This window comes from Amycolatopsis sp. NPDC058278 (genome assembly GCF_042881395.1).
In the GTDB taxonomy this organism is placed as follows: Bacteria; Actinomycetota; Actinomycetes; order Mycobacteriales; family Pseudonocardiaceae; genus Amycolatopsis.
On sequence record NZ_JBHVXZ010000046.1, the window covers coordinates 20,148 to 45,622 of the forward strand.

Annotated in this window: 25 protein-coding genes and 1 tRNA gene; 15 read left to right on the forward strand and 11 right to left on the reverse strand. The window is 70.4% G+C overall.

All coding sequences use genetic code 11. The annotated features are described in order from the left end of the window. Positions 1–277 precede the first annotated feature (277 nt). Positions 278–646, reverse strand: coding sequence for a helix-turn-helix transcriptional regulator (locus tag ACFVYA_RS23970; RefSeq protein WP_387048039.1), 369 nt, complete (start codon positions 644–646; stop codon positions 278–280). A 91-nt stretch (positions 647–737) separates the two neighbouring features. On the opposite strand from ACFVYA_RS23970, the gene ACFVYA_RS23975 reads away from it, so the two are divergent. After that, positions 738–1,301, forward strand: coding sequence for a hypothetical protein (locus ACFVYA_RS23975; RefSeq protein ID WP_387048040.1), 564 nt, complete (start codon positions 738–740; stop codon positions 1,299–1,301). Here the strand turns inward: ACFVYA_RS23975 and ACFVYA_RS23980 are convergent. Further along, positions 1,298–2,344: a hypothetical protein gene (locus tag ACFVYA_RS23980; protein WP_387048042.1), complete on the reverse strand. Its 1,047-nt coding sequence runs from the start codon at positions 2,342–2,344 to the stop codon at positions 1,298–1,300. The two genes, ACFVYA_RS23975 and ACFVYA_RS23980, sit on opposite strands and share 4 nt — an antisense overlap. 912 nt (positions 2,345–3,256) lie before the next feature. Here ACFVYA_RS23980 and ACFVYA_RS23985 point away from each other — a divergent pair. Next, positions 3,257–4,525: a tyrosine-type recombinase/integrase gene (locus ACFVYA_RS23985; protein ID WP_387048043.1), complete on the forward strand. Its 1,269-nt coding sequence runs from the start codon at positions 3,257–3,259 to the stop codon at positions 4,523–4,525. A 541-nt stretch (positions 4,526–5,066) separates the two neighbouring features. On the opposite strand, the gene ACFVYA_RS23990 is transcribed toward ACFVYA_RS23985, so the two are convergent. Beyond that, positions 5,067–5,139 (reverse strand) — tRNA-Lys (locus tag ACFVYA_RS23990). A 111-nt stretch (positions 5,140–5,250) separates the two neighbouring features. Between ACFVYA_RS23990 and ACFVYA_RS23995 the strand changes: the two genes are divergently transcribed. Then, the gene (locus ACFVYA_RS23995) at positions 5,251–5,718 is read left to right on the forward strand and encodes an AAA family ATPase (RefSeq protein ID WP_387048045.1); all 468 of its coding nucleotides are present in this window, start codon (positions 5,251–5,253) and stop codon (positions 5,716–5,718) included. Here ACFVYA_RS23995 and ACFVYA_RS24000 read toward each other — a convergent pair. After that, positions 5,691–6,539, reverse strand: a complete 849-nt coding sequence (locus ACFVYA_RS24000) for a hypothetical protein (RefSeq protein WP_387048046.1) — start codon at positions 6,537–6,539, stop codon at positions 5,691–5,693. The genes ACFVYA_RS23995 and ACFVYA_RS24000 overlap by 28 nt on opposite strands. A 211-nt stretch (positions 6,540–6,750) precedes the next feature. Here ACFVYA_RS24000 and ACFVYA_RS24005 point away from each other — a divergent pair, with 211 nt between their 5' ends. Then, positions 6,751–7,293 (forward strand): DinB family protein, encoded by a 543-nt coding sequence (locus tag ACFVYA_RS24005; protein WP_387048048.1) that lies wholly within the window; start codon positions 6,751–6,753, stop codon positions 7,291–7,293. 4 nt (positions 7,294–7,297) lie between these two features. Here ACFVYA_RS24005 and ACFVYA_RS24010 read toward each other — a convergent pair whose 3' ends face one another. Then, the gene (locus tag ACFVYA_RS24010) at positions 7,298–7,939 is read right to left on the reverse strand and encodes a TMEM175 family protein (protein WP_387048050.1); all 642 of its coding nucleotides are present in this window, start codon (positions 7,937–7,939) and stop codon (positions 7,298–7,300) included. Positions 7,940–8,007: 68 nt separating this feature from the next. Here ACFVYA_RS24010 and ACFVYA_RS24015 point away from each other — a divergent pair, with 68 nt between their 5' ends. Both ACFVYA_RS24015 and ACFVYA_RS24020 read left to right on the forward strand, forming a co-directional pair. Next, a complete protein-coding gene (locus ACFVYA_RS24015; RefSeq protein ID WP_387048052.1) occupies positions 8,008–9,507 on the forward strand; it encodes an adenylosuccinate lyase family protein in 1,500 nt (499 codons plus the stop codon). A 103-nt stretch (positions 9,508–9,610) separates the two neighbouring features. Then, on the forward strand, positions 9,611–10,618 hold the full coding sequence (locus tag ACFVYA_RS24020) for an SCO0930 family lipoprotein (RefSeq protein WP_387048053.1): 1,008 nt from the start codon (positions 9,611–9,613) through the stop codon (positions 10,616–10,618). 15 nt (positions 10,619–10,633) lie between these two features. On the opposite strand, the gene ACFVYA_RS24025 is transcribed toward ACFVYA_RS24020, so the two are convergent. Further along, a complete protein-coding gene (locus ACFVYA_RS24025; protein WP_387048055.1) occupies positions 10,634–11,329 on the reverse strand; it encodes a DUF4383 domain-containing protein in 696 nt (231 codons plus the stop codon). Positions 11,330–11,519: 190 nt separating this feature from the next. Between ACFVYA_RS24025 and ACFVYA_RS24030 the strand changes: the two genes are divergently transcribed. Continuing rightward, on the forward strand, positions 11,520–12,413 hold the full coding sequence (locus ACFVYA_RS24030) for a hypothetical protein (RefSeq protein WP_387048057.1): 894 nt from the start codon (positions 11,520–11,522) through the stop codon (positions 12,411–12,413). 5 nt (positions 12,414–12,418) lie between these two features. On the opposite strand, the gene ACFVYA_RS24035 is transcribed toward ACFVYA_RS24030, so the two are convergent. Together ACFVYA_RS24035 and ACFVYA_RS24040 are read right to left on the reverse strand one after the other, a co-directional pair. Next, positions 12,419–13,627, reverse strand: coding sequence for an alpha/beta hydrolase (locus tag ACFVYA_RS24035; protein WP_387048059.1), 1,209 nt, complete (start codon positions 13,625–13,627; stop codon positions 12,419–12,421). Positions 13,628–13,771: 144 nt separating this feature from the next. Then, entirely contained in the window at positions 13,772–14,734 is a 963-nt protein-coding gene (locus ACFVYA_RS24040; RefSeq protein WP_387048060.1) for an alpha/beta hydrolase, read from the reverse strand. A 153-nt stretch (positions 14,735–14,887) separates the two neighbouring features. On the opposite strand from ACFVYA_RS24040, the gene ACFVYA_RS24045 reads away from it, so the two are divergent. Beyond that, positions 14,888–15,337, forward strand: coding sequence for a MarR family winged helix-turn-helix transcriptional regulator (locus ACFVYA_RS24045; protein WP_387048062.1), 450 nt, complete (start codon positions 14,888–14,890; stop codon positions 15,335–15,337). Between the two features lie 37 nt (positions 15,338–15,374). Next, positions 15,375–16,217, forward strand: a complete 843-nt coding sequence (locus tag ACFVYA_RS24050) for an SAM-dependent methyltransferase (protein ID WP_387048063.1) — start codon at positions 15,375–15,377, stop codon at positions 16,215–16,217. Here ACFVYA_RS24050 and ACFVYA_RS24055 read toward each other — a convergent pair. Beyond that, the gene (locus ACFVYA_RS24055) at positions 16,214–17,152 is read right to left on the reverse strand and encodes a patatin family protein (RefSeq protein WP_387048065.1); all 939 of its coding nucleotides are present in this window, start codon (positions 17,150–17,152) and stop codon (positions 16,214–16,216) included. The two genes, ACFVYA_RS24050 and ACFVYA_RS24055, sit on opposite strands and share 4 nt — an antisense overlap. A gap of 103 nt (positions 17,153–17,255) precedes the next feature. Between ACFVYA_RS24055 and ACFVYA_RS24060 the strand changes: the two genes are divergently transcribed. The 5 genes from ACFVYA_RS24060 (at position 17,256) to ACFVYA_RS24080 (ending at position 22,561) form a co-directional block, all read left to right on the forward strand. Further along, positions 17,256–17,801, forward strand: a complete 546-nt coding sequence (locus ACFVYA_RS24060; protein ID WP_387048067.1) for a PadR family transcriptional regulator — start codon at positions 17,256–17,258, stop codon at positions 17,799–17,801. After that, complete coding sequence (locus ACFVYA_RS24065) at positions 17,798–19,810, forward strand: FAD-dependent oxidoreductase (RefSeq protein ID WP_387048069.1); 2,013 nt, start codon at positions 17,798–17,800, stop codon at positions 19,808–19,810. Before ACFVYA_RS24060 ends, ACFVYA_RS24065 begins: the two co-directional genes overlap by 4 nt. A gap of 72 nt (positions 19,811–19,882) precedes the next feature. After that, positions 19,883–20,812 (forward strand): alpha/beta hydrolase, encoded by a 930-nt coding sequence (locus ACFVYA_RS24070; RefSeq protein WP_387048070.1) that lies wholly within the window; start codon positions 19,883–19,885, stop codon positions 20,810–20,812. A 17-nt stretch (positions 20,813–20,829) separates the two neighbouring features. Beyond that, positions 20,830–21,534 (forward strand): helix-turn-helix transcriptional regulator, encoded by a 705-nt coding sequence (locus ACFVYA_RS24075; protein WP_387048072.1) that lies wholly within the window; start codon positions 20,830–20,832, stop codon positions 21,532–21,534. Between the two features lie 73 nt (positions 21,535–21,607). Beyond that, the gene (locus ACFVYA_RS24080) at positions 21,608–22,561 is read left to right on the forward strand and encodes a prephenate dehydrogenase (protein WP_387048122.1); all 954 of its coding nucleotides are present in this window, start codon (positions 21,608–21,610) and stop codon (positions 22,559–22,561) included. A gap of 93 nt (positions 22,562–22,654) precedes the next feature. Here the strand turns inward: ACFVYA_RS24080 and ACFVYA_RS24085 are convergent, their stop codons facing one another. Next, positions 22,655–22,858, reverse strand: coding sequence for an antitoxin (locus tag ACFVYA_RS24085; RefSeq protein ID WP_086843804.1), 204 nt, complete (start codon positions 22,856–22,858; stop codon positions 22,655–22,657). Between the two features lie 23 nt (positions 22,859–22,881). Continuing rightward, positions 22,882–24,849, reverse strand: coding sequence for an FUSC family protein (locus ACFVYA_RS24090; protein WP_387048074.1), 1,968 nt, complete (start codon positions 24,847–24,849; stop codon positions 22,882–22,884). Between the two features lie 68 nt (positions 24,850–24,917). Between ACFVYA_RS24090 and ACFVYA_RS24095 the strand changes: the two genes are divergently transcribed. Next, positions 24,918–25,367, forward strand: coding sequence for an SRPBCC family protein (locus tag ACFVYA_RS24095; protein WP_387048076.1), 450 nt, complete (start codon positions 24,918–24,920; stop codon positions 25,365–25,367). The last annotated feature ends 108 nt before the right edge of the window (positions 25,368–25,475 follow it).

The window sequence follows — 25,475 nt, forward strand, 5'->3', positions numbered from 1 at the left end:
TCCGGGCGGCGCCACCAGCGCTAGGCCGCGTGAGAGCCTGTAGCCGGGCGCTTGCGTGGCGAAGGCATTTAGACTCACGCAAGCGATAAACCAGGCGGTGATCCCTCGGCCACGAGTTCGGTCTGCGCCTGCGGCGAGGTCGCGGGGCTGCGCACGCTGCCCCCTCGCCGCAGACAGACGAGCCGGCTGCACCGCCTCCGCCGGAACGACGAACCGACGGTCGAGCCGACGCAAACCGGGGACAAGAGAAGCCTGGTCCGCGCATGAAACGTCGGCGTCATCCTGGTTGTCTTCGTTGGCGCGTGTTCGGCCACCCCGCCGCTTGCCAGGCATGGGCAAGGCGCGCGGCGGGCATCGGCCCGATCAACTCGTCGATGGAACGAAGCTCGTAGCACTGCATCAGGGACAGCAACGTGCTGAGCTGCGGATTCGGGAAGCGCGCGCCTTCAAGCTTGACGAGGGTGTTTCGCGTGATGCCCGCAGTCACCGCGGCGACTTCTTGTGTCAGACCCCGTTGCTCGCATAACTCGCGGAGACGGTGGCCTAGATGCACACTGAAATGGTCATCAGAGGGCGGAGATGGAACTGCCTTGAGGATACGCGGAGTCCGTCGAGAATCCTCGTCGGGTGGCTCTCCAGCTGGCATCTTGACCTCTCGAGTCGCTGACGGTGCGGCCAGCCTTGCCTCGGCGCACCTACTTGAGAATGCCTACTTGAGTGGGCACAATCAAGGAGACATGACGGCTCAGGCGATCAACCCCACCTGGTCAGCACCCGCTGGTGCTGGGCTGGTGCATGCCGCGGAGGCCGTGTCTGGATTGCTCGGAGTACCCGGTCGGGTGTGCACCGTTCGATTCCAGGGCAAGGCGGTCACGGCCGTTGCCGAGCTCGACCGGTCGGCTCACGACGTGCTTCACCGTGAGCCGATTACGGACCTCTTGGCGTTGGAGCTGGTCTCAGGTAGCGCGGAGAACCTCGAATGGGCCCGACCTGTCACGATCCAGGCCATCGTCGTGGCTGGACGTGATCCTGTTCGCGCCGTACAGCGGGCAGCTCGGTGGGCGTCCTATGCGTCTCGGGTCGCGATTGTTCCCGCTGATCGCGTCTCTGAGCACGCCATGGCCGAGGCGGCCCTGCGTGGTGTGTGGCTGGTAGTGGCCGGACGTCCGGTACAAATCGCCTCGGCAGGCGAGGTCGGGCCGGCGCCCGGGTCCAGCAGGGGCCTGCTGCACCGCCTGCTGGACGAAGTGATCCTTGCCGAGTTGCGCAGCGACTCAGCTCCGGGAATCGCGTTCGTCTAGCCCGCGGCCTGCCAGTGCCGTAAGGCCGACGGCACCCTGAGAAAGACCGGCGACGTGTTCGCGGCCGCATGTTCCTCTTCGCCACGCCGGCACCAGGAGGACCAAGTCCTGACCCGGTCACCCCCTGCGGGCAGAGCGACAAGCTGGTGGCGGAGGTCGAGAACGCACGCAAGATTGTGCTGCCGCACCTCGTAGGTCGATGCGACGGCCAAGCGATCGAGCCGAGCGCCGCGGCAGATTTGACAGCCACACCTCCACCGCCGGGCTGTCGGTGTGGCCATCACGGCGTCGTGGAGAAGGTCGCGGTAGTGCAAGGCAAGTCCTGCGGGCCAGAAAGCTGATTCCTTACCAGGAATACCCCCGCCACCACCGGCTCGCTGGGGATACAAGTGTCGTAGTGCTGTCGTACCTCCGTACGCGGCGGCCAGCGCGCCATGAGCGAGTAGCCCAACCGCACTCGTGTCGCAGCGCAACGGAATGACCGGGATCCCGCTTCGGATCACGGCGAGTAGTCCCTGGAGTATGCGGTTCGCCCCGAAGGGATCGCCGGCATGCTCGATGATCACGGCGATCGGCACCGAGACCTGGGCGAGTTCGGTGAGCAGCAGCCGGAGGCCGACGCCGTATAACCACCAGTTGGCCAGAGCCAGAGGCGCGACGGCTCCCGGGATCGCTGCCGAGTTCCGCAGAACCGTCTGGAGGCTATTCAGGTCCGTTGCAGCAACGTAGCCCGCGTCCGGCATGATCACCGGCAGTCCCAGGTCCCGCTGCCACGAAATCCAGTTGGAGTCGAATGGATGGGCTGCGGGCAACCGGTTCCGTCCCTTATAACGCTGACGGTCCGGCAACATCAACTGCTGGAAACCGCGCCCTCGAAGATAGCGGACGACCATCTTCGCTTCCTTGTCTCCGGAAACGACGAGGCCACCACCGGGCACCCCTGCTACCGAGGCAAGCGGCTGTGCATCCGCCGGATCTACTTGTGCCAGCAGAACATCCGTGATCGCGAAGACGCCGCGTGCCGTTGTCCGGGTTGCCGTCATCAAGCCTCCTTGAGAACTTGTAATCGACTACGGTACGGCGGCCGGGCGACACCCTCGGTACGCGACACGCCGGAAAGTCGCGAAGCGAAAGGGAGAGTTGAAAACACCCGCCACTCGAACAACAATCTCCACATGAGCCACAGCGCGAGTGCCGCAGAGCGATCAAGAGGTCGCCGCGAAACGGCGAACACCTCGTGAACCAGGACAGCGACGTGGCTGCTTGCCTCGTGATCAACGAAGCATCGCAGCTCAGCACGCGGGCAATGTCCATGATCGACGAGGCAGGACATCTGCCTGCTGTGGTCTACGATGGCGGCAGTGACCGAAGCTGCCGTCACACAGCCAATTCTGTTTGAGCTTCCCCCGTTCGCCGCACACGGTGGCGTTGCCCCCAGCTGACGGACTCTGGTTGGTGGAGTCGACGGTGCTTCGCCTGGAGGGCAAATGTCTCCAACTATCGACGCAAGTCCATGGCACCTGGTAGTTCCGAATCGAGATGCCGCCCAGACTGGCCATGAGCATACGAGACAAGTCTCATGATCGATCAGACAGACCATCTGTCCTTTGTGGTCTATTATGACCAAAGAGGCCGAGGTTGCCGCCGCACGGCCAAATTCCATTTTTCTTCGCCTGACTTTGTTACGAATAGACTGTCTCTTGTAGACATTCGCCGGGCACCCGTTCACGATGGTAGTCCCGCGGCGATCCGCCGCGATCGCGGCGGCACACCCATTAACCACAACCCCCGCGAAGTCACAGTCACGGGTGTTCTTCTTGCGAATGAGGTGCATGACCATGACATCGGGCGATGGAGTGTTCAAGCGGTGTGGGTGCCGATGCCCGGTGACCGGCAGGCAGCTGGGCACGCGCTGTCGCCGGTTGAGCGAGCCAGGGCACGGCTCGTGGTGGTTCGTGGTCGAAGGGTTGCATGCCTCGGACGGCTCTCGTTCACGCATACGTCGCGGTGGCTACGCCTCGAAGGATGCCGCGAAAGCTGCCCGGGAGCAGGTCGCGGCGACGGCCAAGGACATCGGGCTGACGACCGGTCGCTGGCTGGAGTACTGGATCACCAATTGCAAGCTTCGTCCCAGGACGCGCCGGTCCTACCGGCAGCATGTCCTCACGTACCTGATCCCGCAGCTGGGTGAGCTGCCATTGGTGACACTCGATGTGAGCGACGTGCAGAAGGCGTTCACCGCGATCGCGGCCGGGAGCGGATCACGGTACGGGCGACTGGCCCCGTCAACGGTGACGCGGGTCCGAGCGACGTTGAGCTCCGCCCTGACCGCTGCAGTCGGTCACGGGCTACTGGCACACAACCCAGCACGAGGCCGCGAGATCGAGCTCCCGGAAGCGGTGAAGCCGCGTCCGCATGTGTGGACCGAAGAGCGAGTGGCACGCTGGCGGGCAACTGGATGGCGGCCGGGACCGGTGCGCGTGTGGACACGAGAACAGACGATCGAGTTCCTCAACGCCATCGCCGGACACAAGCGCTACCTGTACTACCACCTCGTGGCCGTCACCGGCCTACGCCGCGGCGAAGCCGCTGCCTTGCGCGAGATCGACGTGGACCTGCGACACAACGAACTATTCGTCGTCACCAGACCCGACCCCGAAGAGCAGGAAGACGACGACGGGAAGCTGAAGAGCCACCACAGCACACGGACCATCGCTCTTGACCACGTCACCGCCGGCCTGATGCGACGCCACCTCACGGCTCAAGCCGGGCTGCCTGCAGGACCAGACGGAGAGCGGTACCTGTTCACCACCCCCACAGGGATGCCATGTCGGCGTGACCGGTTCACCCACGAGTTCGAGAACCTGCTGGTCGAACGCACGAACCTGCCACCGATCCGACTGCACGATCTCCGGCATGGCGCGGCCTCGCTGTCGCTGGCCGCCGGCAACGACCTCAAAAGCGTCCAGGAGATGCTCGGACACGCCTCGATGTCCTTCACTGCCGACTACTACGTCTCGCTCTACCCCGGCACCCGCCACCAGGCCGCCGAGAAGATCAGCGCGTCCCTGTTCGCCGCGCCGCCCAGCCGTACGCACCGGACCCGGCTCCCGCTCCACTGCCGACGCGTAGCGGGCGGTGCCGCACAGTGCCGTCACATGTCGACAACTGCCGCAGAACATGACCCTCGGACGACAAATCCGCAGGTTCGCCGCCTTCGCTGAGCACCAAATGGCGGCCTTGAGCTGGAGAAACACGGTCTACGCGGGCTACCGCCGAGTACTACGGGACTCCGATGCGTCTCCGTTCGTCATGCCGTGCCGAACCGCTCCGAGGCTGTCAGTAAATCCGCAGCTTCACCCCTTCACCAAGCACGAAATATCGACCCTGAGCTGGGGAAACACGGTCACACGATGGTGACGGCCCGGCACCAGGGGGCTCCGATGCGTCTCCGTTACGCGCGCCGTGCCGAACCGCTCCGGCACCGCCGGCCACACCCACGGACACACCACGCCCGACGAACACAGACGCGGAACCACACCCAGAGGGCGCCGAACGCCCATCGCCACAACGACGATTTCCCCGCCGCAGCAACAAAAACGACCGCCGCCGCCAGATCGAACATCCGGTGCCGACGTGCACTCACAGGCCAACCCGTTCGCCGGAGCCTACGGCCGCGGACACACAACGGGCCACACAGATCCACCTGACCTGCAGAAAGATCACCAAATCGAACGTTTCCGCAGGTCAGAAGCATGATCGTAGTGGGCCGCCTGGGGCTCGAACCCAGAACCTACGGATTAAAAGTCCGCAGCTCTACCAATTGAGCTAACGGCCCGCTCCCCCAGTTTAGCCAGGCCCCGGTCAGGCCCTCGCACGCCGGGTCCGGCTGAGGCTTCGGCGGAGGTCAAGACTGGTTCTTCGCCGGTCGGCTGGTCACGGTGCCTTCATGGCTGGTTCGCTGCTGATCTTCACCGGGCCCCCTGGTGCCGGGAAGTCGACCGTTGCGCGGGGGGTGGCCGCCGACGGCGTGCGGCCTACCGTGCACCTGCACACCGACAGCTTCTACGTCTGGATCCGGGCCGGGTTCGTGCCGCCCTACCTGCCCGAGGCCGCCCGGCAGAACGAGGTCGTGCTCGGGGTGATCGCCGAGGCCGCCTGCGGGTATGCGCGCGGGGACTACGACGTGGTGCTCGATGGCATCGTCGGTCCTTGGGCGCTGCAGCCCTTCCCGGACGCTGCGCAGCGCGACGGTCTGGACCTCATCGACACGACCGAGCGAGACCGCCGACGCAGTGCGGCGGGCGGGCTCGGCCGCGTTCGCGCTCTGATCCTCTTTGGACGAAGTCGGACGCGCGGGGCTCGGACCGGGCCCCGCGCGTCACGTCGTCAGCACTGGACGAACAGGCCCGTGTAAGCGGTGCACTTCTTCGACGACTTGTCGTTGGCCGCCTCCGGGTCGGCCGGCGCGCTCGCCGCTCGCTGAGCCGTCGTCGTGAACGCTCCCCATGCGAAGACGCCGCCTTCCGACGTGAACTTCGCCGTGGCCGACGCGCCCGGGGCCAGGGTGCCGATCGCGCAGGTCAGCGTCGCGCCCGAGCGGGTGCAGCCCGTCATCGAGACGACCGTGCGGCCGGAACCCGGGTTGGCCGTCACGCGAACGCCGGTCGCGGTGGCCGGGCCGGTGTTCGACACCTTGATCACGTAGTCGACCCGGGCGACCAGGCCGGGGCGCGGGGTGGCCGTCAGCGCGACCTTGACGTCGGCCTCGTCCGGCGGGGCGATCGTGACGGCCGGGCCGTCTTCGACGGCGAACGCGTAGTTGTCGCCGGCGAACTGGTGCTGGAGCGTGAACTGGCCGGGCGCCACGTCGTCCTTGACGCGCAGGGTGAACGTCACCGTCCGGCTCTCGCCCGCGCCCAGGTCGCCGACGCCGCCGCGGAAGCTGCTGAGGTACGGCGCGCACGGCGCGATCGCCCCGGTGCAGGAGACCAGGTCCACCACGTCGGCGATCGGCTTCTCCTTCACGTAGAGCGCCGCCTTCGCGCCGGTGACCGTGAAGTCCGCCGGGTTGGTCAGCTGCTCCGTGACCGTGAACGTGGTGCCCGCGCGCACGGTGGTCGCGCTGACGTCGATCGTGCTCGCGGGCGGGGCCGCGGACGCGACGGCGGGCGACGCGCCCAGGGCCGCGGCCGCCAGCGCGGCCAGCACAGCGGCTCTTCGTCCGGTTCGCTGCATGTTGTGATCTCCTGGTTCCGAACCGAGGGGTGCCGCTCCGACCGGTGAAACTGGCGTGCGCAGCAGGGGTGACGAAGATCAGATCGGCGCACCCCGAAATTCGTTACCGGGTTCGCGAAACCGTGCTTGAACTGGGCTTTCACGCCGGTTGCCCGGTCACCGACCGCAGCAGCGAACCGAAATTGTCGGACCCCTGTGGCACGCTCCGCGCATGACCGAACACACCGTCCCGGTGACGCCGCCACCCCGCCTGACCGGCCCCAGAACCGACCCGGCGCCGGTCGCTGACGAGCGTCAAGCGCTCACCGAGAGCCTCGAGTACTACCGGCGCACCTTCGAGCTGAAATGCGCCGGCCTCGACCCGGCGCGGCTGTCCGAACGCTCGGTACCGCCGTCCACCTTGACCCTGCACGGGCTGCTGCGGCACCTCACGGGCTGCGAACGCTGGTGGTTCCGGATCCAGTTCACGGGCGAGGACGTCCCGAACCTCTACTACTCCGACGACGACCCGGAACAGGACTTCACGGACCTGGGCGGCGATGTCGACGAGGCGTTCTCGTTGTGGCACGCCGAATGCGCGCGCTCCCGCGCGATCGTCGCGGCCAGCTCGCTGGAGCAGACCGGCACGCGCCTCAGCACCGGCGAACCGTTCACCCTGCGGTGGCTGATGCTGCGGATGATCGGCGAGTACGCGCGCCACATCGGCCAGGCCGACCTGATCCGCGAGCGGATCGACGGCGCGACCGGCGAATGACGGTTCAGGCGGCTGCTGTCCGCCGGCGGAAGCGGGAAAGGAGGTTGATCACCAGCGGAACGACGATCCAGCACGCGTAGGCCCAGTGCGTGAAGAAGGCGACCGGGATCGAGAGGGCGAACGCGGCGATCATCGCGCCGATCCCGCGGTAGACCGTGCCGAAGAGCTCCGGCGGGGTGTCCGCGCGGTAGAGGTGGTTCCGCTTGATCTGCCAGGCCATGAGGAGGAACAGCGTCAGCGCGATGACCTGCACAACGGCGTAGAAGACGAAGCGGAATTCGAACCCTCCGTCTTCGGAGATCACCTTCGTGGCGAAGGGCATGATCACCTGCATCAGGAGCCAGCCGAAGGTGAGGCGGGCCAGCCCGCCGCCGAGCGTGGTGACGTAGTTGAACAGGCGGTGGTGGGCGCGCCAGTGGCCCCCGATGACGATGAAGCTGATCAGGAAGGAGACGTATTCGGACTGGTGATGACCGAGTGACCGCAGCAGTTCGGCGCTGGTGGCGCCCTCCGGCAGCGGCAGCTCGAGCGCGAGCAGCGTGATCGCGATGGCGACGACGGCGTCCGAGAAGAAGGTCAGCCGCTCGGCGGCGATGGCCCGGGATTCGGAGCCGGCGGTGTCCTCGATGGACGGGGCGCTGGTCATGGCGGATGAGCGTGCCAGACCCGGTCGTGCGGCCGTCGCCGAGGGCGGCCGCGTGCGATGCTGACGCCATGACCGTCGACCCCGATTCCGGACTCCTCTCCCCGGTGCGGGCCGGTACGCCGGCCGAAGCGTCGACCGGGGACGAGGCCTGGTTGCGCGCGATGCTCGACGCCGAGGCGGCGCTCGCGAGGGCGCAGGCGCGGGTCGGGACGGTGCCGCCGGAGGCCGCCGGCGCGATCACGGAGGCCGCGGGCAAGGTGCGGATCGACGTCGCCGAGCTGGCGCGTGGGTCGCGGGCGACCGCGAACCCGGTCGTCGGCCTGGTGAAGGCACTGACGTCGGCCGTCGGCGAGCTCGCGCCCGGAGCCGCGGAGTACGTGCACCGCGGCTCGACCAGCCAGGACATCTTCGACACCGCGATGATGCTGGTCGCCGACCGGACGCTGCGGCCGCTCGCCGCCGACCTCGACGCCACGGCCGAGGCGCTGGCCGGGCTGGCCCGCGCGCACCGGGACACGACCATGGCCGGGCGGACGCTGACGGCCCACGCGGTGCCGACGACGTTCGGGCTCAAGGCCGCGGGCTGGCGGCAGCTGGTGCTGGACGCGGCCGTCCGCATCCGCCGCGTGCTCGACGGCGGGCTGCCGGTCTCGCTGGGCGGTGCGGCCGGGACGCTGGCGGCGTACGCCGAGTACGCGCGCCTGGCGAGCGAGCCGAGCGGGGGCGGGGGCGGGGGCGGGGGCGATGCCACCACAGCCGCGGCGGCCCTCGGCGGCGCGGGGCCGGCTCGCGATGCGGAGGCCGGCGACTACGCGGAGCGGCTGACCGCGGCGTTCGCCGAGGAGACCGGGCTGGCAGCTCCGGTGCTCCCGTGGCATTCGCTGCGGACGCCGGTTGCCGACCTCGCCGGGGCGCTCGCGTTCGCCGCCGGGGCGCTGGGGAAGCTGGCTGTCGACGTCGAGACGCTCAGCCGGACCGAGCTGGGCGAGGTCGCCGAACCGGCCGCCGAGGGGCGGGGCGGCTCCTCGGCGATGCCGCACAAGCGGAACCCGGTGCTCGCGACGCTGATCCGGTCGGCCGCGCTGCAGGTGCCCGTGCTGGCCGCCGGGGTCACGCAGTCGATGCTCGCCGAAGACGAACGGTCGGCCGGGGTCTGGCACGCCGAGTGGCAGCTGGTGCGCGAGTGCCTGCGGCTGACCGGCGGTGCCGCGCACACCGCCGCCGAGCTGGCGCGCGGGCTCACCGTGGCGCCCGGGCGGATGCGGGCGAACCTGGCGTCGACGCACGGGCTGATCGTCTCCGAACGGCTCTCCGCCGTGCTCGCGCCGCTGCTCGGCAAGGCGGAGGCCAAGGAGCTGCTCGGCGAGGCGTCCCGGCGGGCGGTGCGCGAAGACCGGCCGCTCCGGGACGTGCTGGACGAGCTGCCCGCCGTCACCGGCGTGCTGACGGCGGCCTCGTTGGACGAGCTGCTCGACCCCGCCGGCTACACCGGCGCGGCGGGCGCCCTGGTCGACCGTGCCCTCGGCGACCGCGCCCTCGGCGGGCCGGAGCCGGGCGGTTCGGACTAGCGCGAAAATTCTTTGAACCGTCCTCGGCGGGTGTCCGTGTAGTGGGTATCAAGCAGCCGCACCGAGCGGCGGGAAAACCCTAACGGACACAAGGAGAACTTCCATGCTTCGCACGCGCATCGCCGTCTCCGTCGCCGCGGCGGCAGCCGGGCTGGCAGTGCTCACCGCTTGCTCGGGTGCCGAGACTGCTCAGCCGGTTGTCGCCCCCGCGGCGGCCGGTGGCACCGGGGGCGGCCAGGCCGCCAACGGCCAGGGCCAGGTAGGCAACGCTGCTCCGGCCTCGAACGAAAGCAAACTGGTCGTCGCGGACGTCGCCGACGTCGGGCAGGTGCTCACCGACCAGAACGGCATGACCCTCTACCGGTTCGACAAGGACACCGCGAAGCCGCCGAAGTCCAACTGCGACGGTGACTGCGCCAAGGCCTGGCCGCCGATGCTGGCGACCGGGGACGTCCAAGTCCAAGGTGTCGACAAGAACATGGTCGGGAAGGTGACGCGCTCCGACGGGACCGAGCAGATCACCGTCGGCGGCTGGGCGCTCTACCGCTACGCCAAGGACACCAAGCCCGGCGACGCGACCGGCCAGGGCGTCAGTGGCGCCTGGTACGCGGCGAACGCCAAGGGCGGGAAGGCCGGCCAGGCCGCGGCGACCGGCTCCGAGGCCGGTGGCGTCAAGCTCAGCGCCAGCAAGATCGACGGCCTCGGCGACGCGATCGTCGACCAGAACGGGATGACGCTCTACCTGTTCCAGAAGGACACCAAGAAGAAGGCTTCCGCCTGCAACGGTGACTGCGCCAAGACCTGGCCGCCGGTGCTCTCCAACGGCAAGGTCGAGCTGCAGGGCATCGACTCGAAGCTGCTCGGCAGCATCAAGCGCCAGGACGGCTCGGAGCAGGTGACCGTCGGCGGCTGGCCCGTCTACACCTTCTCGAAGGACACCAAGCCGGGCGACGCGAACGGCCAGGGCGTCAACGGCACCTGGTTCGTCATCGAGCCCGCCGGCTGCAAGCTGGGCAGCAACCCGAACACCGCCACCAGCCAGCAGCAGGCGCCGGCCGGCAGCGGTGTGGGTACCAGTGACTCCTCCGGTTCCGGTGGCACCACCTACTGAACCACCCCGAACCTCCTAGTGGGCGAGGCCCGGCGGACGCTCTTCGTGAGTGACCTCCGGGCCTCGCCCCTTGTGGTCACGACGCAGGAACGACCGGCGACGCGGTTCTTCGGTGACCCGGTCGGTGCGGTCGGTGCGGTCGACGTGGTCGGTGCGGTCGACCGCGTCGACGTGGTCGGTCCGGTCCGTGCGGCCGGTCCGGTCGATCACCTCCGTGCGCTGCTCGCCGACCGCCGGCTCGTCGGCCGTCTCGTCTTCGGGCAGCAGGATGGTGCGGCGGGCCGGCAGGACCGCGATCAGCAGGCCGAGCGCGGCGACACCGAGGTGCAGCCACGTGTCGGCGCGCCCGAGGTCCATCGGGTTGCCGGCGGTGGCGAAGGGGTTGGTCGAAATGAGGCCGTCGATCATCAGGCCCCACACGAACAGCAGGCCGTAACCGATGAACAGCAGCCAGCCGAACGTCCGCGCGCGGCCCGAGCCGAACGCGAACAGCAGGCCGACGACGCCGGTCACGACGCGGACCAAGCTCATCAGCGGGTTGGCGGAGAACCGCCAGAACCCGGTGTCGTGGTGCCCGGCGAAGTTGCCGAAGCCGGTCCTTGAGAATCCGATGATGCCGACGACGAGGAACGCGATCCCGGCCAGTCCGGCCAGCACCTGCGCCGGCTGCAGGCCTCGGACCCGGATGCGTGCGCCTTTCGCGTGAACCATGACTCCAGTCCTTCCCAGCGGGTGGTGACGACCGTCACCGCCCTCAGGTACCCCGCGAACACGGTGAGCGAAACGATGGTGCTTGCCCGCAGGGCCCCGGTGTGTTCGCGGATCGGGCCCGGTTCGAGAGCTATCCCACAAACCGGCCCGTTCCGGCGAACAGCGCACGGCCTTTCCGGCAATCCGGAGCATGCGCAAGCTGAGCGGCATCTTCCTGGTGGGGCTGTGCCTGGGGGCGATCGGCGCGGTGGTGGTGACGGCGCGGCACAGCTCCGCCGCGGCGCCCCAGCCCCTCGCGGTCACCGAACTCGTCACGACGGCGTCCGCGACGCCGACTCCGACGCCGGAGCCGACATCGACGCCGGCTCCGGCATCCGAGACCGAGCCGTCCGCCACGCCGACGCCCGCGTCGAAGGTGGATCCGGCCAAGGTGACCGCCGCCGCGCTCGACAAGCTCGTGGGCGACGGCGAAGTCAGCGCCGTCGTGTTCGACCGGGAGCGCGGCGCGGCGATCACCTCCGTGCGCGCGGACCGCGCGTACACCTCCGCGTCGCTCGTGAAGCTGCTGATCGCGCTTTCCGCACTCGAACAGGGCGGTCCCGTCGCGGAGGTCCAGCGGATGCTGTCCCGCAGCGACGACGACCTCGCGAGCCGGTTCTGGACGGCCTACGGCGGGCCGTCGATCGTCACGCGCTGGGTCACGAAGCTGGGCCTCACCGGCACCCGGCCGCCAGAGGACGCCGGCCGCTGGGGCGACACGCGCATCACCGCGGCGGACATCGTGCGGATCTACCAGTACCTGCTCGACCACAAGTCGGCCGCGATCATGACCGCGCTGCGCGGCGCGACCGAGCGGGGGGCCGACGGGTTCCGGCAGTTCTTCGGCATCCCGGACGCCGCCGCCGGGCAGGAGTGGGCGGTGAAGCAGGGCTGGTCGTGCTGCCGGCCGACGCGGATGCTGCACACCTCGGGCGTGGTCGGCCACTACATCGTCGTCGTGCTGACCGAGCACCCCGCCAAGGTCGACTACGCGACCGGGTCGAAGCGGGTCACGGAGATCGTCTCGACGCTGCTCGGCGGCTGAGCCGGCTACTGGTCGGTGTCCGCCAAGCCGCCTGCCGCGCCCGACCGGGGCAGCGGCCACGGCTGCACCCCGCCGGTGGCCTCGACCTGCCGGCCCGCCGTGGCGGGCGGGGTCGTGTGGGCGCCGATCCAGGTGAGGATCTCGGGGATCTGGGATTTGAAGGTGTTCATGTTGTGGCCCGCGTCCGGGACCTGCCACGCCTGGAACCGGACCGGCGGCCGGACGCCGGCGCGGACCAGCTCGGCCGCCGCGCTCTCGAACTTCTCCTTCTCGCCCCAGATGGCGAGGATGTCCACCGGGGACGGGTGGAGGCGGACCGTGATGCCGACGTTGTTGGCGTCGTCGACGTCCTGGCGGCCCTTGTAGAGGTTCTCCGTCTCGGCGTCCATCTGGGCGCGGTCGTAGCCGCTGACGCTGACCGCCTGGCCGTACCACTGCGGGTGGCGGGTCACGAGGTTCATCGCGCAGTAGCCGCCGGACGACCAGCCGGCGAAGGTCCAGGCCTTCCGGTCCGCCGCCACGCTCAGCTTCTGCAGCGCCCACTCCCGCAGGTCCGCCGTCAGGTACGTGTCGTTCGCGGTGCCGTCGACCTCGTCGACGCACTCGGTGTCGTGGCCGATCTTCGGGACGCCCGTGGGGTCCGGCATGAGCACCACGACCGGGGGCAGCACGCGCTTGGCGATCGCCGCGTCGAGCTGTTCCGGCAGCTTGTACCCGTCGGTGACGACTTCGGGCCCGGACGGGTAGTTCGGGATCCACTCGATCACCGGGAACCGCAGGCTCTTGTAGGCCGGGTCGAAGTACTGCGGCGGAAGGTAGAACGTCACGTCGCGCACGAGCTTGGTGCGCCGGCCCGTCACCTTCTTGTGGACGACGGTTCCCTTGCCCTCCTTGGCGTGCGCCGCGCCCACGTCGCGGACGACCTCGAGGCTCTCGTCGTTCCCGGCCGTCTCGACGTCGATGCTGTTGGCCGCGTAGACGCCGGTGCCGAGCAGCGAGCCGAGCGTCGGGAAGAACCCGCCGATCATGTTGCCGGCCAGCCCGGTGGTGACGACGATGGAGACGACCGCGCAGAGGATGGTGGCGGTGCGCCACAGCAGCTTCCGTTTCCACCGCTCCCAGAACAGCGGGATGGCGATGATCGCCAGCAGCGTCACGGCGACCACGATGCTCATCGTGATCGGCGAGTCGAGCCGGATGCTGCTGAGGTGCATGACAACGGTCCTTCCGGGCGGGCAGAAATGCGCGCCCGGATCGCGGGACTCGCGTATATATCACGTTTGAGCCCCCTCGCACGTTGCGACCTTGTGACCTCCGCCATAGGGCCGCAACGTGCGGCGGGCTCAGCGATTTCCCGGCTACCGGGCCAGAGCGCGTGCCAGCACGGTGACGGCCTGGGTGATCGCCGCCTCGGCCGCGTGGGTCTCGCGGAGGGCGTTGACCATCACGAAGTCGTGGATGATCCCCTGGTACCGGACGGCGGTGACGGGCACGCCGGCCTGACGCAGCTTCGCCGCGTACGCCTCACCTTCGTCGCGAAGGACGTCGGCTTCGCCGGTGATCACCAGGGCCGGCGGCAGCCCGGCGAGCTCGTCGAGCGACGCGCGCAGCGGCGACGCCGTGATTTCCGCGCGCTGGGCGGGATCCGTCGTGTACTGGTCCCAGAACCACTTCATGCCTTCGCGCCCGAGGAAGTAGCCCTCGGCGAACTTCAGGTACGACTCGGTGTCGAAGTTCGCGTCGGTGACCGGGTAGAAGAGCACCTGCTGCTTGAAGGTGACGTCGCCGCGCTGCTTGGCCAGGATGGTCAGCGCCGCGGTCATGTTCCCGCCGACCGAGTCCCCGGCGATCGCGATGCGAGAGGTGTCGAGCCCCTTCTCCGCGCCGTGCTGGGCAACCCACTTCGCCACCGCGTAGTTCTCCTCGATGGCGACCGGGTAGCGCGCCTCGGGCGACCGGCTGTACTCGGGGAACACGACAGCCGCGCCCACCCCGGACGCCAGTTCGCGCACCAGCCGCTCGTGGGTGTGGAAGTCGCCGAACACCCAGCCGGCGCCGTGGATGTAGACGATCACCGGCAGCGGACCGGAAACGCCGGCCGGGCGGATGATCCGCGTCTCGACGTCGCCGTTCGGGCCGCCCGGGACGGTCAGCACCTCGATCTCGGCGGCAGGCATGGCGATCTCGCCGTCCTGGACGCCGTCGACGGCCTTGCGGCCCTCTTCCGGCGGCAGCTGGAACAGGTACGGCGGCTGGTCGGTGGCCTCCGCGAACGCCTGTGCGGCCGGTTCGAGGGCCAGGTTGTGCGGGTTGGCGGTCATGTCGTCCTCCTCGGGGTGGAAGCTGATGTCATGAAGGTAGTTCGCAACTCAGTTGTGCACAACTAAATAGACGGCAATGAGATGCAGCGCACTTAAGTTGCCGCCCAGCCGGATCGCGCGCACCATGGACAGCCAAGGGAAGAGGAGGACGCCATGGCATCGCTGCGGCTGGACGACCAGCTCTGCTTCGGGCTGTACTCGGCGTCGCGCGCGGTGACGTCGCTGTACCGCGTCGTCCTGGAGGACCTCGATCTGACCTATCCCCAGTACCTGGTCATGCTGGCCCTCTGGGAGCAGGACCACCGGCTGGTGAAGGAGCTCGGCGCCGAGCTGAACCTCGATTCGGGCACGCTTTCGCCGTTGCTCAAGCGGCTGCAGACCGCGGGCCTGGTGGTCCGGAACCGGCAGGCCGACGACGAGCGCTCGGTCCGCGTCAGCCTGACCGAAAGCGGGAAGGCGCTGCACGAGAAGGCGCGGGGCATCCCCGACGTGATCGGCGCGGCGATGAACCTGGACGAAGCCGGGCTCGCCCGGATGCGCGCCGAACTGGACCGGTTGACGGAGTCCGTCAACGCCTATCGGGAGGCGTGGTCGCCGGCGTGATCCTTCCCGTGGCAGCATGGGCCGCGAAGGGGTGGTCATGATCAACCACGACGACGCGCTCAAGGCCGTCGCAAGCAGCCTCGACCGGCCGTCCGCCGCGCGGATCTACGACTACTTCATCGGCGGGGACACCCACTACGCGATCGATCGCGACTTCGCCGAGAAGGTCCGCGCCCGGCTGCCGCTCATGGGCGAGTACTGCCTGACGAGCCGGCAGTTCCTGGGCCGCGCGGTCCGCGCGTGCGTGCGCGCCGGGCTGCGGCAGTTCGTCGACGTCGGCTCCGGCCTGCCGACCGCGGGCAACGTGCACGAGGTCGCCGACGAAGCCCGCCCCGAACTGGACACGCGGGTGCTCTACATCGACAACGAGCCCATCGCGCTGGCCCACTCGACGTTGCTGCTCGCCGACACCGCCGACCCGGAACGCCACCACGCCATCGCCGCGGACTTCCTGCAGCCGGACGACCTGTGGGAGCGGGTGAAGGCGTCGGACATCATCGACGTGCGCGAGCCGATCGCCCTGGTGATCAACGCGGTCATGCACTTCGTCAAGGACGAGCAGAACCCGGACCGGCTGCTCGAGTTCTACCGCACCCGGCTCGCCCCCGGGTCCCTGCTGGTGCTGTCGCAGATGACCAACCAGAACCCGGTGAACGAAGACGAGCGGCAGGCGCTGCTCGACCTGCTCGAGTACTACGAGACCACGACGAACCCGGGCTTCCTGCGGACGATGGCCGAGTTCGAGCGCTTCTTCGGCGGCTGGCCGCTGCTGGAGCCGGGGCTCGTCTACGCCCCGGCGTGGCACCCCGACGAGCACACCGTGTTCGCCGGTTCGCCGTCCGAGTCGCGGGTGATCGGCGGCGTCGCCCGCAAGCCCTAAGACGCTTCGCGCAGGCCGTCCAGCACGTCCAGAACCGCCCCTTTGCCCAGGTCGACGGCCTTGCGCAGGACCTCCGGGTCGCGCTCCAGCACCGCCACGTCCGGCGCACCCGCCGGTGGGCGGACGGTCAGGATGCGCGGGTCGGTGGTCAACGTTCCTTCGTCCTCGACGTCCCGCCGGTAGGTGTCCTGCCAGGCCGGGATCGCGCCGGGGGCCTGGCGCCGCAGGAACCGCGGCACGACGACGTCGTGCACCCGCGGCGGCGGCAGCGGCAGCTCGTCGGCGCGGCGGGTGCGCAGCACCAGGACGTCGGTCGCACCCTGGGCGAGCGCGGTGCGGTACGGGATCGGCTCGGCCACGCCGGCGTCGACGAACCGGCGGCCGGCCATCGGGATCGGCGGCCCGGCCAGCACCGGCATGCACGACGACGCGGCGAGCGCGACCTTGATCGCGTCGACGTCGTCGAGGAAGGGGTGCAGGTCGGTCGACTCCCCCGTGTCGGCGTCGGTGGCCAGCGGGTGGAAGGTGACCGGGTTGGCCAGGATCGCCGGGAAGTCCATCGGCTCCAGCACCGAGTAGACCTGGTGGACGAGGTATTCGAGGTCGATCACCGCGCGGCCGCGCAAGGTGTGCAGCGGGTTGATGATCCGGCGCATCACCACCGGGTTCCACCACGTCCGGACGCCGGTCGAGGACCGGCCGCAGAGCAGCCAGGCGCCGTTCAGCGCACCGGCCGACGAGCCGTAGACGGCGTCGAACGCTCGCGTCACGCCGAGTTCGTCCAGCGCCAGGACCATGCCGCTGGAGTAGGTGCCGCGGCTGCTGCCGCCCTCGATGGCGAGCGCGAGGCGCCGGCCGTCGGTGCGTTCGCCCGGGACACTGCCCGCCGCCATCCGTTCGGAGATCAGTTCGAGTACCGGGTGCACTCCTCCCATCCTGGTCTTTTCCGGGGATTAGTCGACCCGATTTGCCCACCCGGGCCGGTGAAGTGATGCGCGCCTCGTTGCACTGCAACTCGTTGCATAGCACCCTCGGGCCATGGCACTGGAGCACGCGATCCTCGTCTCGCTGTCCGAGCGCGCCGGTTCGGGCTACGAGCTGACGCGCCGCTTCGAGAAGTCGATCGGGCTCTTCTGGAGCGCCACCCACCAGCAGATCTACCGCGTGCTGAAGCGCATGGAAGAGGCCGGCTGGGTGGCCGTCGACGTCGTCGCGCAGTCGGGGCGGCCGGACAAGAAGGTCTACACGGTCAGCGACAGCGGACGCGCCGAACTCGTCCACTGGCTGGCCGAGCCGGATCCCTCCGCCGGGCCGGTCGAGCTGGCCGTGAAGATCCGCGGCGCCACCTTCGGCGACCCGGCGAAGGTGGCCGAGGAGATCGTCCGGCACCGCGCGACGCACGCCGAACGCCTCGACGTCTACCGCCAGATCGAGAAGCGCGACTTCCCCGCGCCGGCCAACCTCCACGGCCGGCACCTGCACCAGTACCTGGTCCTGCGCGGCGGCATCCGCGTCGAAGAGGGCCAGGTCGAGTGGTTCGACGAAGTGCTCGCCGCCCTCCACCACCCGAAGGACGCCCGATGAGCCCGTACCCGCACCTGCTCAGCCCGCTCGACCTCGGCTTCACGACGTTGCGCAACCGCGTCCTGATGGGCTCGATGCACACCGGCCTCGAAGACAAGGCCGCGCACTTCCCCGAATTGGCCGAGTACTACGCCGAACGCGCCCGCGGCGGCGTCGGGCTCATCGTCACCGGCGGGTTCGCGCCGAACCGCACCGGCTGGCTGCTGCCGCTCGCCTCCAAGCTGACGACGTCCGCCGAGGCGCGACAGCACCGGCAGCTCACCGCGCCCGTGCACGAAGCCGGCGGCAAGATCGCGCTGCAGGTCCTGCACGCCGGCCGGTACGCCTACCACCCGCTGAGCGTGTCGGCGTCGAGCATCAAGGCGCCGATCAACCCCTTCCGGCCGCGCGCACTCACCGGTTACGGCGTGCACCGGCAGATCCGCGCCTTCGCCGACTGCGCCGCTCTCGCGCGCGAAGCGGGCTACGACGGCGTCGAGATCATGGGGTCCGAGGGCTACCTGATCAACCAGTTCCTGGCCGAGCGCACCAACAAGCGCACCGACGCCTGGGGCGGCACGCCCGAGAAGCGGCGCCGGTTCGCCGTCGAAATCGTCCGGAAGACCCGCGCGAAGGTCGGCGACGACTTCGTCATCATCTACCGGCTGTCGATGCTCGACCTCGTCCCGGGCGGCCAGCGGTGGGAAGACGTCGTCGCACTCGCCAAGGAGGTCGAGGCCGCCGGCGCCACCATCATCAACACCGGCATCGGCTGGCACGAGGCCCGCGTGCCGACGATCGTGACGTCGGTGCCGCGCGCCGCCTTCACCTGGGTGACCGGGAAGCTCAAGCCGCACGTGGGCATCCCGGTCGTGACGTCGAACCGGATCAACATGCCGCAGGTCGCCGAGGAAGCGCTGAGCAGCGGCGACGCCGACCTCGTGTCGATGGCCCGGCCGTTCCTCGCCGATCCCGAATGGATCCGGAAGGCCGAGACCGGCCGCGAGGACGAGATCAACACCTGCATCGCCTGCAACCAGGCCTGTCTCGACCACGCCTTCAAGCGCAAGCTCGTGTCCTGCATGGTGAATCCGCGTGCCGGCCACGAGACGACGTTGACGCTCGCGCCGACACGGCGGTCGAAGCACGTCGCCGTCGTCGGGGCCGGGCCTGCCGGGCTCTCGGCAGCGACCGCGCTCGCCGAACGCGGGCACAGCGTCGAACTGTTCGAAGCCGACGACGAGATCGGCGGCCAGTTCGGCATCGCGCGGAAGATCCCCGGCAAGGAGGAGTTCGCCGAGACCATCCGCTACTACCGGCGGCGGCTCGAAGTGACCGGCGTGAAGCTGCACCTCGGAAAGCGCGTGGCCGCGGCCGAGCTCACCGGCTTCGACGAGGTCGTGCTGGCCACCGGGGTCGCGCCGCGCGTCCCGTCGCTGCCCGGCATCGACCACCCGAAGGTGCTGTCCTACGTCGACGTCGTCAAGCACGGCAGGCCGGTCGGCGAGCGGGTCGCGGTGATCGGGGCCGGCGGCATCGGCGTCGACGTCAGCGAGTTTCTCACGCACACGAGCTCGCCCGCGCTCGATCTCGACGCGTGGCTGGCAGAGTGGGGTGTCACCGACCCGGAACAGGCCGCCGGCGGGCTCGGCACCCCGCGGCCCGAGCCGTCGCCGCGGCAGGTGTTCCTGTTGCAGCGCAAGAAGTCCGGCATCGGCGCCGGGCTCGGCAAGACGTCCGGCTGGGTGCACCGGGCCGCGCTCAAGGCCAAGCGCGTCGAGCAGCTCCCGGGCGTCACGTACGAGCGGATCGACGACGACGGCCTGCACATCACCGTCGACGGCCGGCCTCGGCTGCTCGACGTCGACACGGTCGTCGTCTGCGCCGGTCAGGAGCCGGTGCGGGACCTCGCCGACGAGCTGCGCGAGGCCGGGCTGCCGGTGCACCTGATCGGCGGGGCCGACGTCGCCGCGGAACTCGACGCGAAACGCGCCATCGACCAGGGGACGCGGCTCGCCGCCGCGCTGTAGCGCAGCTCACCCGGAAAGGGTGACACGGTGGTGTCGCGGACGGCTGCGACGGTCCGGGCATGACGATCGTGGATGACGATCGTGGATGCGGACTGCCTCGCCGAAACCCTGGCGTTCAACGAGAAATTCGCGGCGGCGGCCGCGAACCGCCCGGCTCGGGGGGCAGCACCGAGCGCGGAAACCCTGGCGCGGCTGCGGCGCAACCGCCTCGGCGGCGACACGCCACCGGTGCGGCTGCCGCGGGGCCGGGACCGCGTCGTCGACGGCGTGCCGGTCCGGGTTTTCGTGCCGGACCGGGTCGACGGCGTGTACCTGCACCTCCACGGCGGCAGCTGGGCGTTCGGCTCCGCGGCCGGCCAGGACGAGCGGCTCTGGCGGCTCGCCACGCAGACCCGGCTGGCCGTGGTGAGCGTGGACTACCGCCTCGCACCGGAGCACCCCTTCCCCGCCGGGCCCGACGACTGCGCGACGGCGGCCCATTGGCTGGTGCGCAACGCCGGCGCCGAGTTCGGTTCCGAACGGCTGCTGATCGGCGGGGAGTCGGCCGGTGCGCACCTGAGTGTCCTGACCCTGCTGCGCCTTCGCGACCGGCACGGTGTCACCGGCGCGTTCCGGGCCGCTCACCTGCTCTTCGGCCCGTACGACCTGTCGATGACCCCGAGCCAGCGGAACTTCGGTGCCCGGCCGTTGCTGAGCAACACCGAGTCGCTCCGGGGCAGCTACGCGCTGTTCGTCCCCGGCATGGGAGAAGAACAGCGCCGGGCCCCGGAAGTCTCACCCCTGTACGCGGACCTGGCGGGTCTGCCGCCCGCCCGGATCTCCGTCGGCACCGAGGATCCGCTGCTGGACGATTCGCTCTTCCTGGCCGCGCGGTGGCAGGCCGCGGGCGCGCCCGTGCAGCTGGACGTCGTCGCCGGCGCCATGCACGGCTTCACGTTGTTCCCCCTGACCGTCACCGAGCGGGAACACCGGCGGGAGCGGGACTTCCTGGCCTCCGCGTGAGCGGTAGCGTCGGCGCCATGACCCGGACCGCCCGGCTGTACGCGCTGGTGGAGGAACTGCGCGCGGCCGCGCCGCGGCCGCGGACGGTCGCGGCGCTCGCCAGGCGGTTCGAGGTCAGCGACCGCACGCTGCAGCGCGATCTGCAGGCTCTGATGCAGGCCGGCGTCCCGGTGCGGGCCATCCCCGGACGAGGCGGCGGCTGGGCGATCGACCCGGAAACGACCCTGCCCCCGATCCACCTCACCGCCGGCGAGGCCTCGGCGCTGACCGCCGTGCTCGCCGCGGCCGACGCCACCACTCCGTACGCCGGCGAGGCTCGCACGGCAGCCCAGAAGATCACGGCCGCGATGACCGGCGCCGTTTCGGCGGCGGTCCGGGAACTCGCCGCCCGGATCGTCACCCTGCCCTCGGACGGCGACCCGGCGACCCGCACCGCGGTGGAACAGGCCATCACCGGGAACCTCGTGCTGCGGCTGAGCTACACCGACGCGGCCGGGCACGCGAGCGAGCGCGTCGTCGAACCGGCCGGGCTGCTCACCGCCGGCGGCCGCTGGTACCTGATCGCCTGGTGCCGCACCCGGCGGGCCGGCCGGGGCTTCCGGCTGGACCGGATCATGGCGGCCGCGCCAACCGGGGAACCGGCCCGGCCCCGCGACCTGACCGAACTGCTCCGCGGCTCGGCCGCCGCCGGTGCGGTTCCCCCGGCCGCCTTCGCACCTTGAGAAGGCTCGCCGCCGCGCTGTAGCCCGATATGCGTCCGGCACTGGCAGGATGGGCCCCGTGCGAGACGTATGCGTGATCGGGCTCGGGCTGATCGGCGGGTCACTGCTGCGCGCGGCCGCCGCCCACGGCCGCACGGCGTGGGGTGCCGCGGTTTCCGAAGTGGACGCCGACGCGGCGAGCAGAGCGGGCTACGACGTCACGACCGACGTCGAAACGGCCCTGCACCGGGCCGCGGCCGAGGACGCGATGGTGGTGCTCGCCGTGCCGCTCCCGGCCGTCGAAGACCTGCTGCGGCTGGTCAACCAGCACGCGTCGCACTGCCTGCTCACCGACGTGACCAGCGTGAAAGCGCCGGTACTGGACGCGGTCCGCCGTCGCGTGCCGTACACGCGGTACGTCGGCGGGCACCCGATGGCCGGGACGTCGAACTCCGGCTGGCTGGCCGGGGACGCCGCACTGTTCCAGGGCGCCGCGTGGGTGGTCACGGTCGAGGAGGACACCGACCTCGAAGCCTGGGCCGAAGTGGCGAAGCTCGTGCTGGACGTCGGGGCGCACGTCGTCCCGCTGCCCGCGGAATCGCACGACGAAGCCGTCGCCCGGATTTCGCACCTGCCGCACCTGCTGGCGGCGATCCTGGCCACGATCGGCGCCGAGGGCGGCCCGCTGGCGATGTCGCTCGCCGCCGGGTCCTACCGCGACGGCACGCGCGTCGCCGGCTCGAACCCGCAGCTCGTCCGCGCGATGACCGAAGGCAACCGGGACGCGCTGCTGCCGATCGTCGACGAAGCGCTCGGCCGGCTCGGCGCCGCCCGCGGTTCGCTCGCGTCGACCGGCGGGCTCGCGGCCACCATCAACGCGGGATACGAAGGCGCGCAAGCGCTGGCCGCCGGCCTGGACGCCGAACGGGCCGGGGTCCGGATCAGCCTCGCCGCGCCGGACGCGCGGCAAGGCCTGATCGCGCTCGGTGAACGCGGCGGCCGGATCACCGGCCTCGCGGACGGGATCGCGACCGGCGAGGTCCAGTGAGGCTGATTCAGCCGTCGGCCGCCGCATGACTTTGGCGATGCCCCGCCGGTATGTGGCGGGGCGCGGCGGCCTGACCGGAATCAGCCTCAGTAGCTACCGCGGGGTGTCCGGCGTGTCGTCGAACTTGTTGAGGAAGTCCTTCGCCTTCTCGACGCCGCCGTCGATCTGGCTGTCGTGCCCGGCGAACTTCGACTTCGCGAAGTCGGCGGCCTTGTCGAGGCCTTCCTCGATCTTGTCGTTGTGCTCGCGCAGGGCCTCTTCGGCCTTGCCCTTCAACGCTTCGAAGTCGATTCCCATGGGTGCATTGAACCGCACGGACCTCAGATGCGCCGGTGGTAGGGCAGGAACCGCCGGACCAGCCCCAGTGGCGCGCGTTCGGCCAGGTCAGGGCCGCGGACGGCGTCGAACGCGGACTCCAGCTGGTCGACCACGCCGGCCAGCTGCGGGGCGTCCGGCAGCGGCATCGACCGTGGTTCCCGCTGTTCCCGGACCGCCGACGCGAGTTCCCCCAGTGCGGCCGTCAGCAGCTCGACGTCGGCCGGCTCCGGCGGCGGCACCCCGCGCCCGATCGTCACGCCCACCTCGGTGACGGCGTCCGCGACGCGCTCCTGCGCGGCGATCACCGGCCACCACGCCACCGCCTGGCGGCCGTGCGCGGACGGCTCCACGACCGCCTGCTGGAACGCCGTCCGCAGGTCGGCCAGGGCCCGGTAGGCCCCGCGCCGCGCCCGGGACCGCGCCAGCCGCGCCTCCCCCGACGACGCTTCGACCAGCGCGTGGGAGACGTACTTCGCGACCGCGTCCAGGCCGTCGGCCAGGCGCCCGCCCACCCGCGGGCGACGGCTGCCGGGCCACAGCAGGTAACCGAAGACGAGCACGATCACGCAGCCCAGCACGGTGTCGACCAGCCGCGCCAGCACCACGCTCCAGTTCCCGGTGTGGGCCAGGCCCATCTGCAGGATGATCAACGGCGTCACGAAGGCGCTCTGGATGCCGTAGTTGCGCACCTTCCCGACCGCGATGCCGCCGGCGAAGACCGCGCTGAGCACCACCAGGATCCAGCCGTTCGCGCCGAGACCGAGCACCGCGGCGCCGATCCCGACACCGATGACCGTGCCGATGCCGCGCAGCACCGCGCGGCCGAAGACGGACCCGAAGTCGGGCTTGAGCACGATGCCGACGGTCAGGGTGATCCAGTACGACCGTTCCAGCGGCACGAGCAGGCCGACGACCTCGGCGATCGCGACGCACAGCGTCAGCCGCAGCGCGGCGATCCAGGTCAGCGGGCCGGACGCGAGCGAGCCCGCCCACTCCCGCAGGCGGCGGTGCCACGGCGTCGGCTGCCGGCGCTTGCGGTCGTCGCCCTTGCCGATCCGGACGAGCCCCGCGTAGAGCGCGCCGAGCACCGGGTCGGGGTCTCCGGGCGGCACCGGCGGCGGGGGCGGCAGCGGCTGGCCGGCCAGCACCGCGGCCGAAAGCGCGACGAAGTGGTCGATGACCTCCGCGGCCGGGCGGCGACCCGCGTTGACCATCGCCACCGACGCCTCGACGGCGGGGGTAGTCGCCGAAAGCAGGTTGAGCAGGTGCCGATAGGCGGCGTCGCGGCCGGACAGCCAGGAGCGCGCGGTGAGCAGCTGGTCGTAGGCGGTGTTCATCGCCGTGGTCAGCCGGTGGCGGGCGACCCGCGAGACGGCTTCGTCGGTCGCCGACAGCATCGCGGCCAGCTCGACGTAGACGTGCGCGACGGCGGTGCGTTCGGGGCTCGTCGCGCGGACGGTCCAGGTGACGAGCGCGACCAGCAAGCTCCAGGCGGCGCCGAGGCAGAAGCAGCCGAAGAGGACCTCGACGCGGACGCCGGTCGCGTGCTGCCCGGTGGCGAGCACGCAGAACACGAGCATCTGCAGCCCGGCGACCGAGGCGTTGCTGCCGGCCGCGCTGATCACCGCGGACACCGCGGCGACCAGGACCACCGTGGGCACCGACAGCGCCGGGGTACCGCCGGTGAGCAGCCCGGCGAGGTAGCCCGCGGTCGCGGCGAGGGTCGCGCCGCCGAGCCGCCGGGCGCGGTAGCGGTAGGGCCCGGCCGATTCGGACAGCACGGCGGGCAGGGCCCCGGTCGAGATGAGTGCGCCGACGGCGATGTCCCCCGCCGCGTACGCGATCGCGAGCGGCACGGCCAGCGCGACCACGGCCCGGGCGACCATGTTCCACGGCACCGGCACCGGGGTGCTGCGCAGGAGCTGGACCAGCCAGTGCGGCGCGGTGAGGTCGGGGCGCGGCGTGCTCACCCCCTCATCTTGACCTACGCTCCCGGAGACGATTAATTATCAGTCTGCCAACAACATGGGAGGTTCCGGTGGGTCGCAAGTACTCGTACGAGGTCAACCGCACGAGCACCGCGCCGCCGGAGGCGCTGTTCGCGCTCGAAGCCGACGGCCCGCGCTGGGCGGAGTGGGGAAAGCCACTGATCGTCCAGGCCCGCTGGGCGCGGCGCGGCACCACCGAACCCGACGGCGTCGGCGCCGTCCGCGAGGTCGGGATGTGGCCGGTGCTGATCCGCGAGGAGACCCTCGAGTACGAGCCCGGCCGCAAGCACGTCTACGCCTTCGCCGGCGGCAAGCCGATCAAGGACTACCGCGCCGAAGTGCTGTTCACGCCGGCCGACGGCGGCGGCACGCACCTGCGGTGGACCGGCTCGTTCACCGAGCCGGTCAGGGGCACCGGGCCGGCGCTGGCCGCCACGCTCCGGATCGTGATCCGGCTGTTCTCCGCCAAGCTGGTCAAGGCGGCCGAAACCGGGCGCTGAGCTGGGTGGCTCCGGCCACACAAGATCGCCCGGCGCAACGTTTCCCCACCCTCCCGCGTCACTCTTTCGGGTAGTACACGAAGGGGGGAAGGCGTGCGGAAGCGCTTG

Bases quoted from the DNA above. Each gene is read 5' to 3' on its own strand.
- ACFVYA_RS24050 (WP_387048063.1), top strand. From the start codon at position 15,375: ATGATCAACCACGACGACGCGCTCAAGGCCGTCGCAAGCAGCCTCGAC.
- ACFVYA_RS24045 (WP_387048062.1), top strand. From the start codon at position 14,888: ATGGCATCGCTGCGGCTGGACGACCAGCTCTGCTTCGGGCTGTACTCG.
- ACFVYA_RS23995 (WP_387048045.1), top strand. From the start codon at position 5,251: ATGGCTGGTTCGCTGCTGATCTTCACCGGGCCCCCTGGTGCCGGGAAG.
- ACFVYA_RS24010 (WP_387048050.1), bottom strand. From the start codon at position 7,939: ATGACCAGCGCCCCGTCCATCGAGGACACCGCCGGCTCCGAATCCCGG.
- ACFVYA_RS24085 (WP_086843804.1), bottom strand. From the start codon at position 22,858: ATGGGAATCGACTTCGAAGCGTTGAAGGGCAAGGCCGAAGAGGCCCTG.
- ACFVYA_RS24075 (WP_387048072.1), top strand. From the start codon at position 20,830: ATGACCCGGACCGCCCGGCTGTACGCGCTGGTGGAGGAACTGCGCGCG.
- ACFVYA_RS24040 (WP_387048060.1), bottom strand. From the start codon at position 14,734: ATGACCGCCAACCCGCACAACCTGGCCCTCGAACCGGCCGCACAGGCG.
- ACFVYA_RS24020 (WP_387048053.1), top strand. From the start codon at position 9,611: ATGCTTCGCACGCGCATCGCCGTCTCCGTCGCCGCGGCGGCAGCCGGG.
- ACFVYA_RS24065 (WP_387048069.1), top strand. From the start codon at position 17,798: ATGAGCCCGTACCCGCACCTGCTCAGCCCGCTCGACCTCGGCTTCACG.
- ACFVYA_RS24035 (WP_387048059.1), bottom strand. From the start codon at position 13,627: ATGCACCTCAGCAGCATCCGGCTCGACTCGCCGATCACGATGAGCATC.
- ACFVYA_RS24025 (WP_387048055.1), bottom strand. From the start codon at position 11,329: ATGGTTCACGCGAAAGGCGCACGCATCCGGGTCCGAGGCCTGCAGCCG.
- ACFVYA_RS23970 (WP_387048039.1), bottom strand. From the start codon at position 646: ATGCCAGCTGGAGAGCCACCCGACGAGGATTCTCGACGGACTCCGCGT.
- ACFVYA_RS24005 (WP_387048048.1), top strand. From the start codon at position 6,751: ATGACCGAACACACCGTCCCGGTGACGCCGCCACCCCGCCTGACCGGC.
- ACFVYA_RS24060 (WP_387048067.1), top strand. From the start codon at position 17,256: ATGGCACTGGAGCACGCGATCCTCGTCTCGCTGTCCGAGCGCGCCGGT.
- ACFVYA_RS23975 (WP_387048040.1), top strand. From the start codon at position 738: ATGACGGCTCAGGCGATCAACCCCACCTGGTCAGCACCCGCTGGTGCT.
- ACFVYA_RS23980 (WP_387048042.1), bottom strand. From the start codon at position 2,344: ATGACGGCAACCCGGACAACGGCACGCGGCGTCTTCGCGATCACGGAT.
- ACFVYA_RS24055 (WP_387048065.1), bottom strand. From the start codon at position 17,152: ATGGGAGGAGTGCACCCGGTACTCGAACTGATCTCCGAACGGATGGCG.
- ACFVYA_RS24000 (WP_387048046.1), bottom strand. From the start codon at position 6,539: ATGCAGCGAACCGGACGAAGAGCCGCTGTGCTGGCCGCGCTGGCGGCC.
- ACFVYA_RS24015 (WP_387048052.1), top strand. From the start codon at position 8,008: ATGACCGTCGACCCCGATTCCGGACTCCTCTCCCCGGTGCGGGCCGGT.
- ACFVYA_RS24030 (WP_387048057.1), top strand. From the start codon at position 11,520: ATGCGCAAGCTGAGCGGCATCTTCCTGGTGGGGCTGTGCCTGGGGGCG.
- ACFVYA_RS24070 (WP_387048070.1), top strand. From the start codon at position 19,883: ATGACGATCGTGGATGCGGACTGCCTCGCCGAAACCCTGGCGTTCAAC.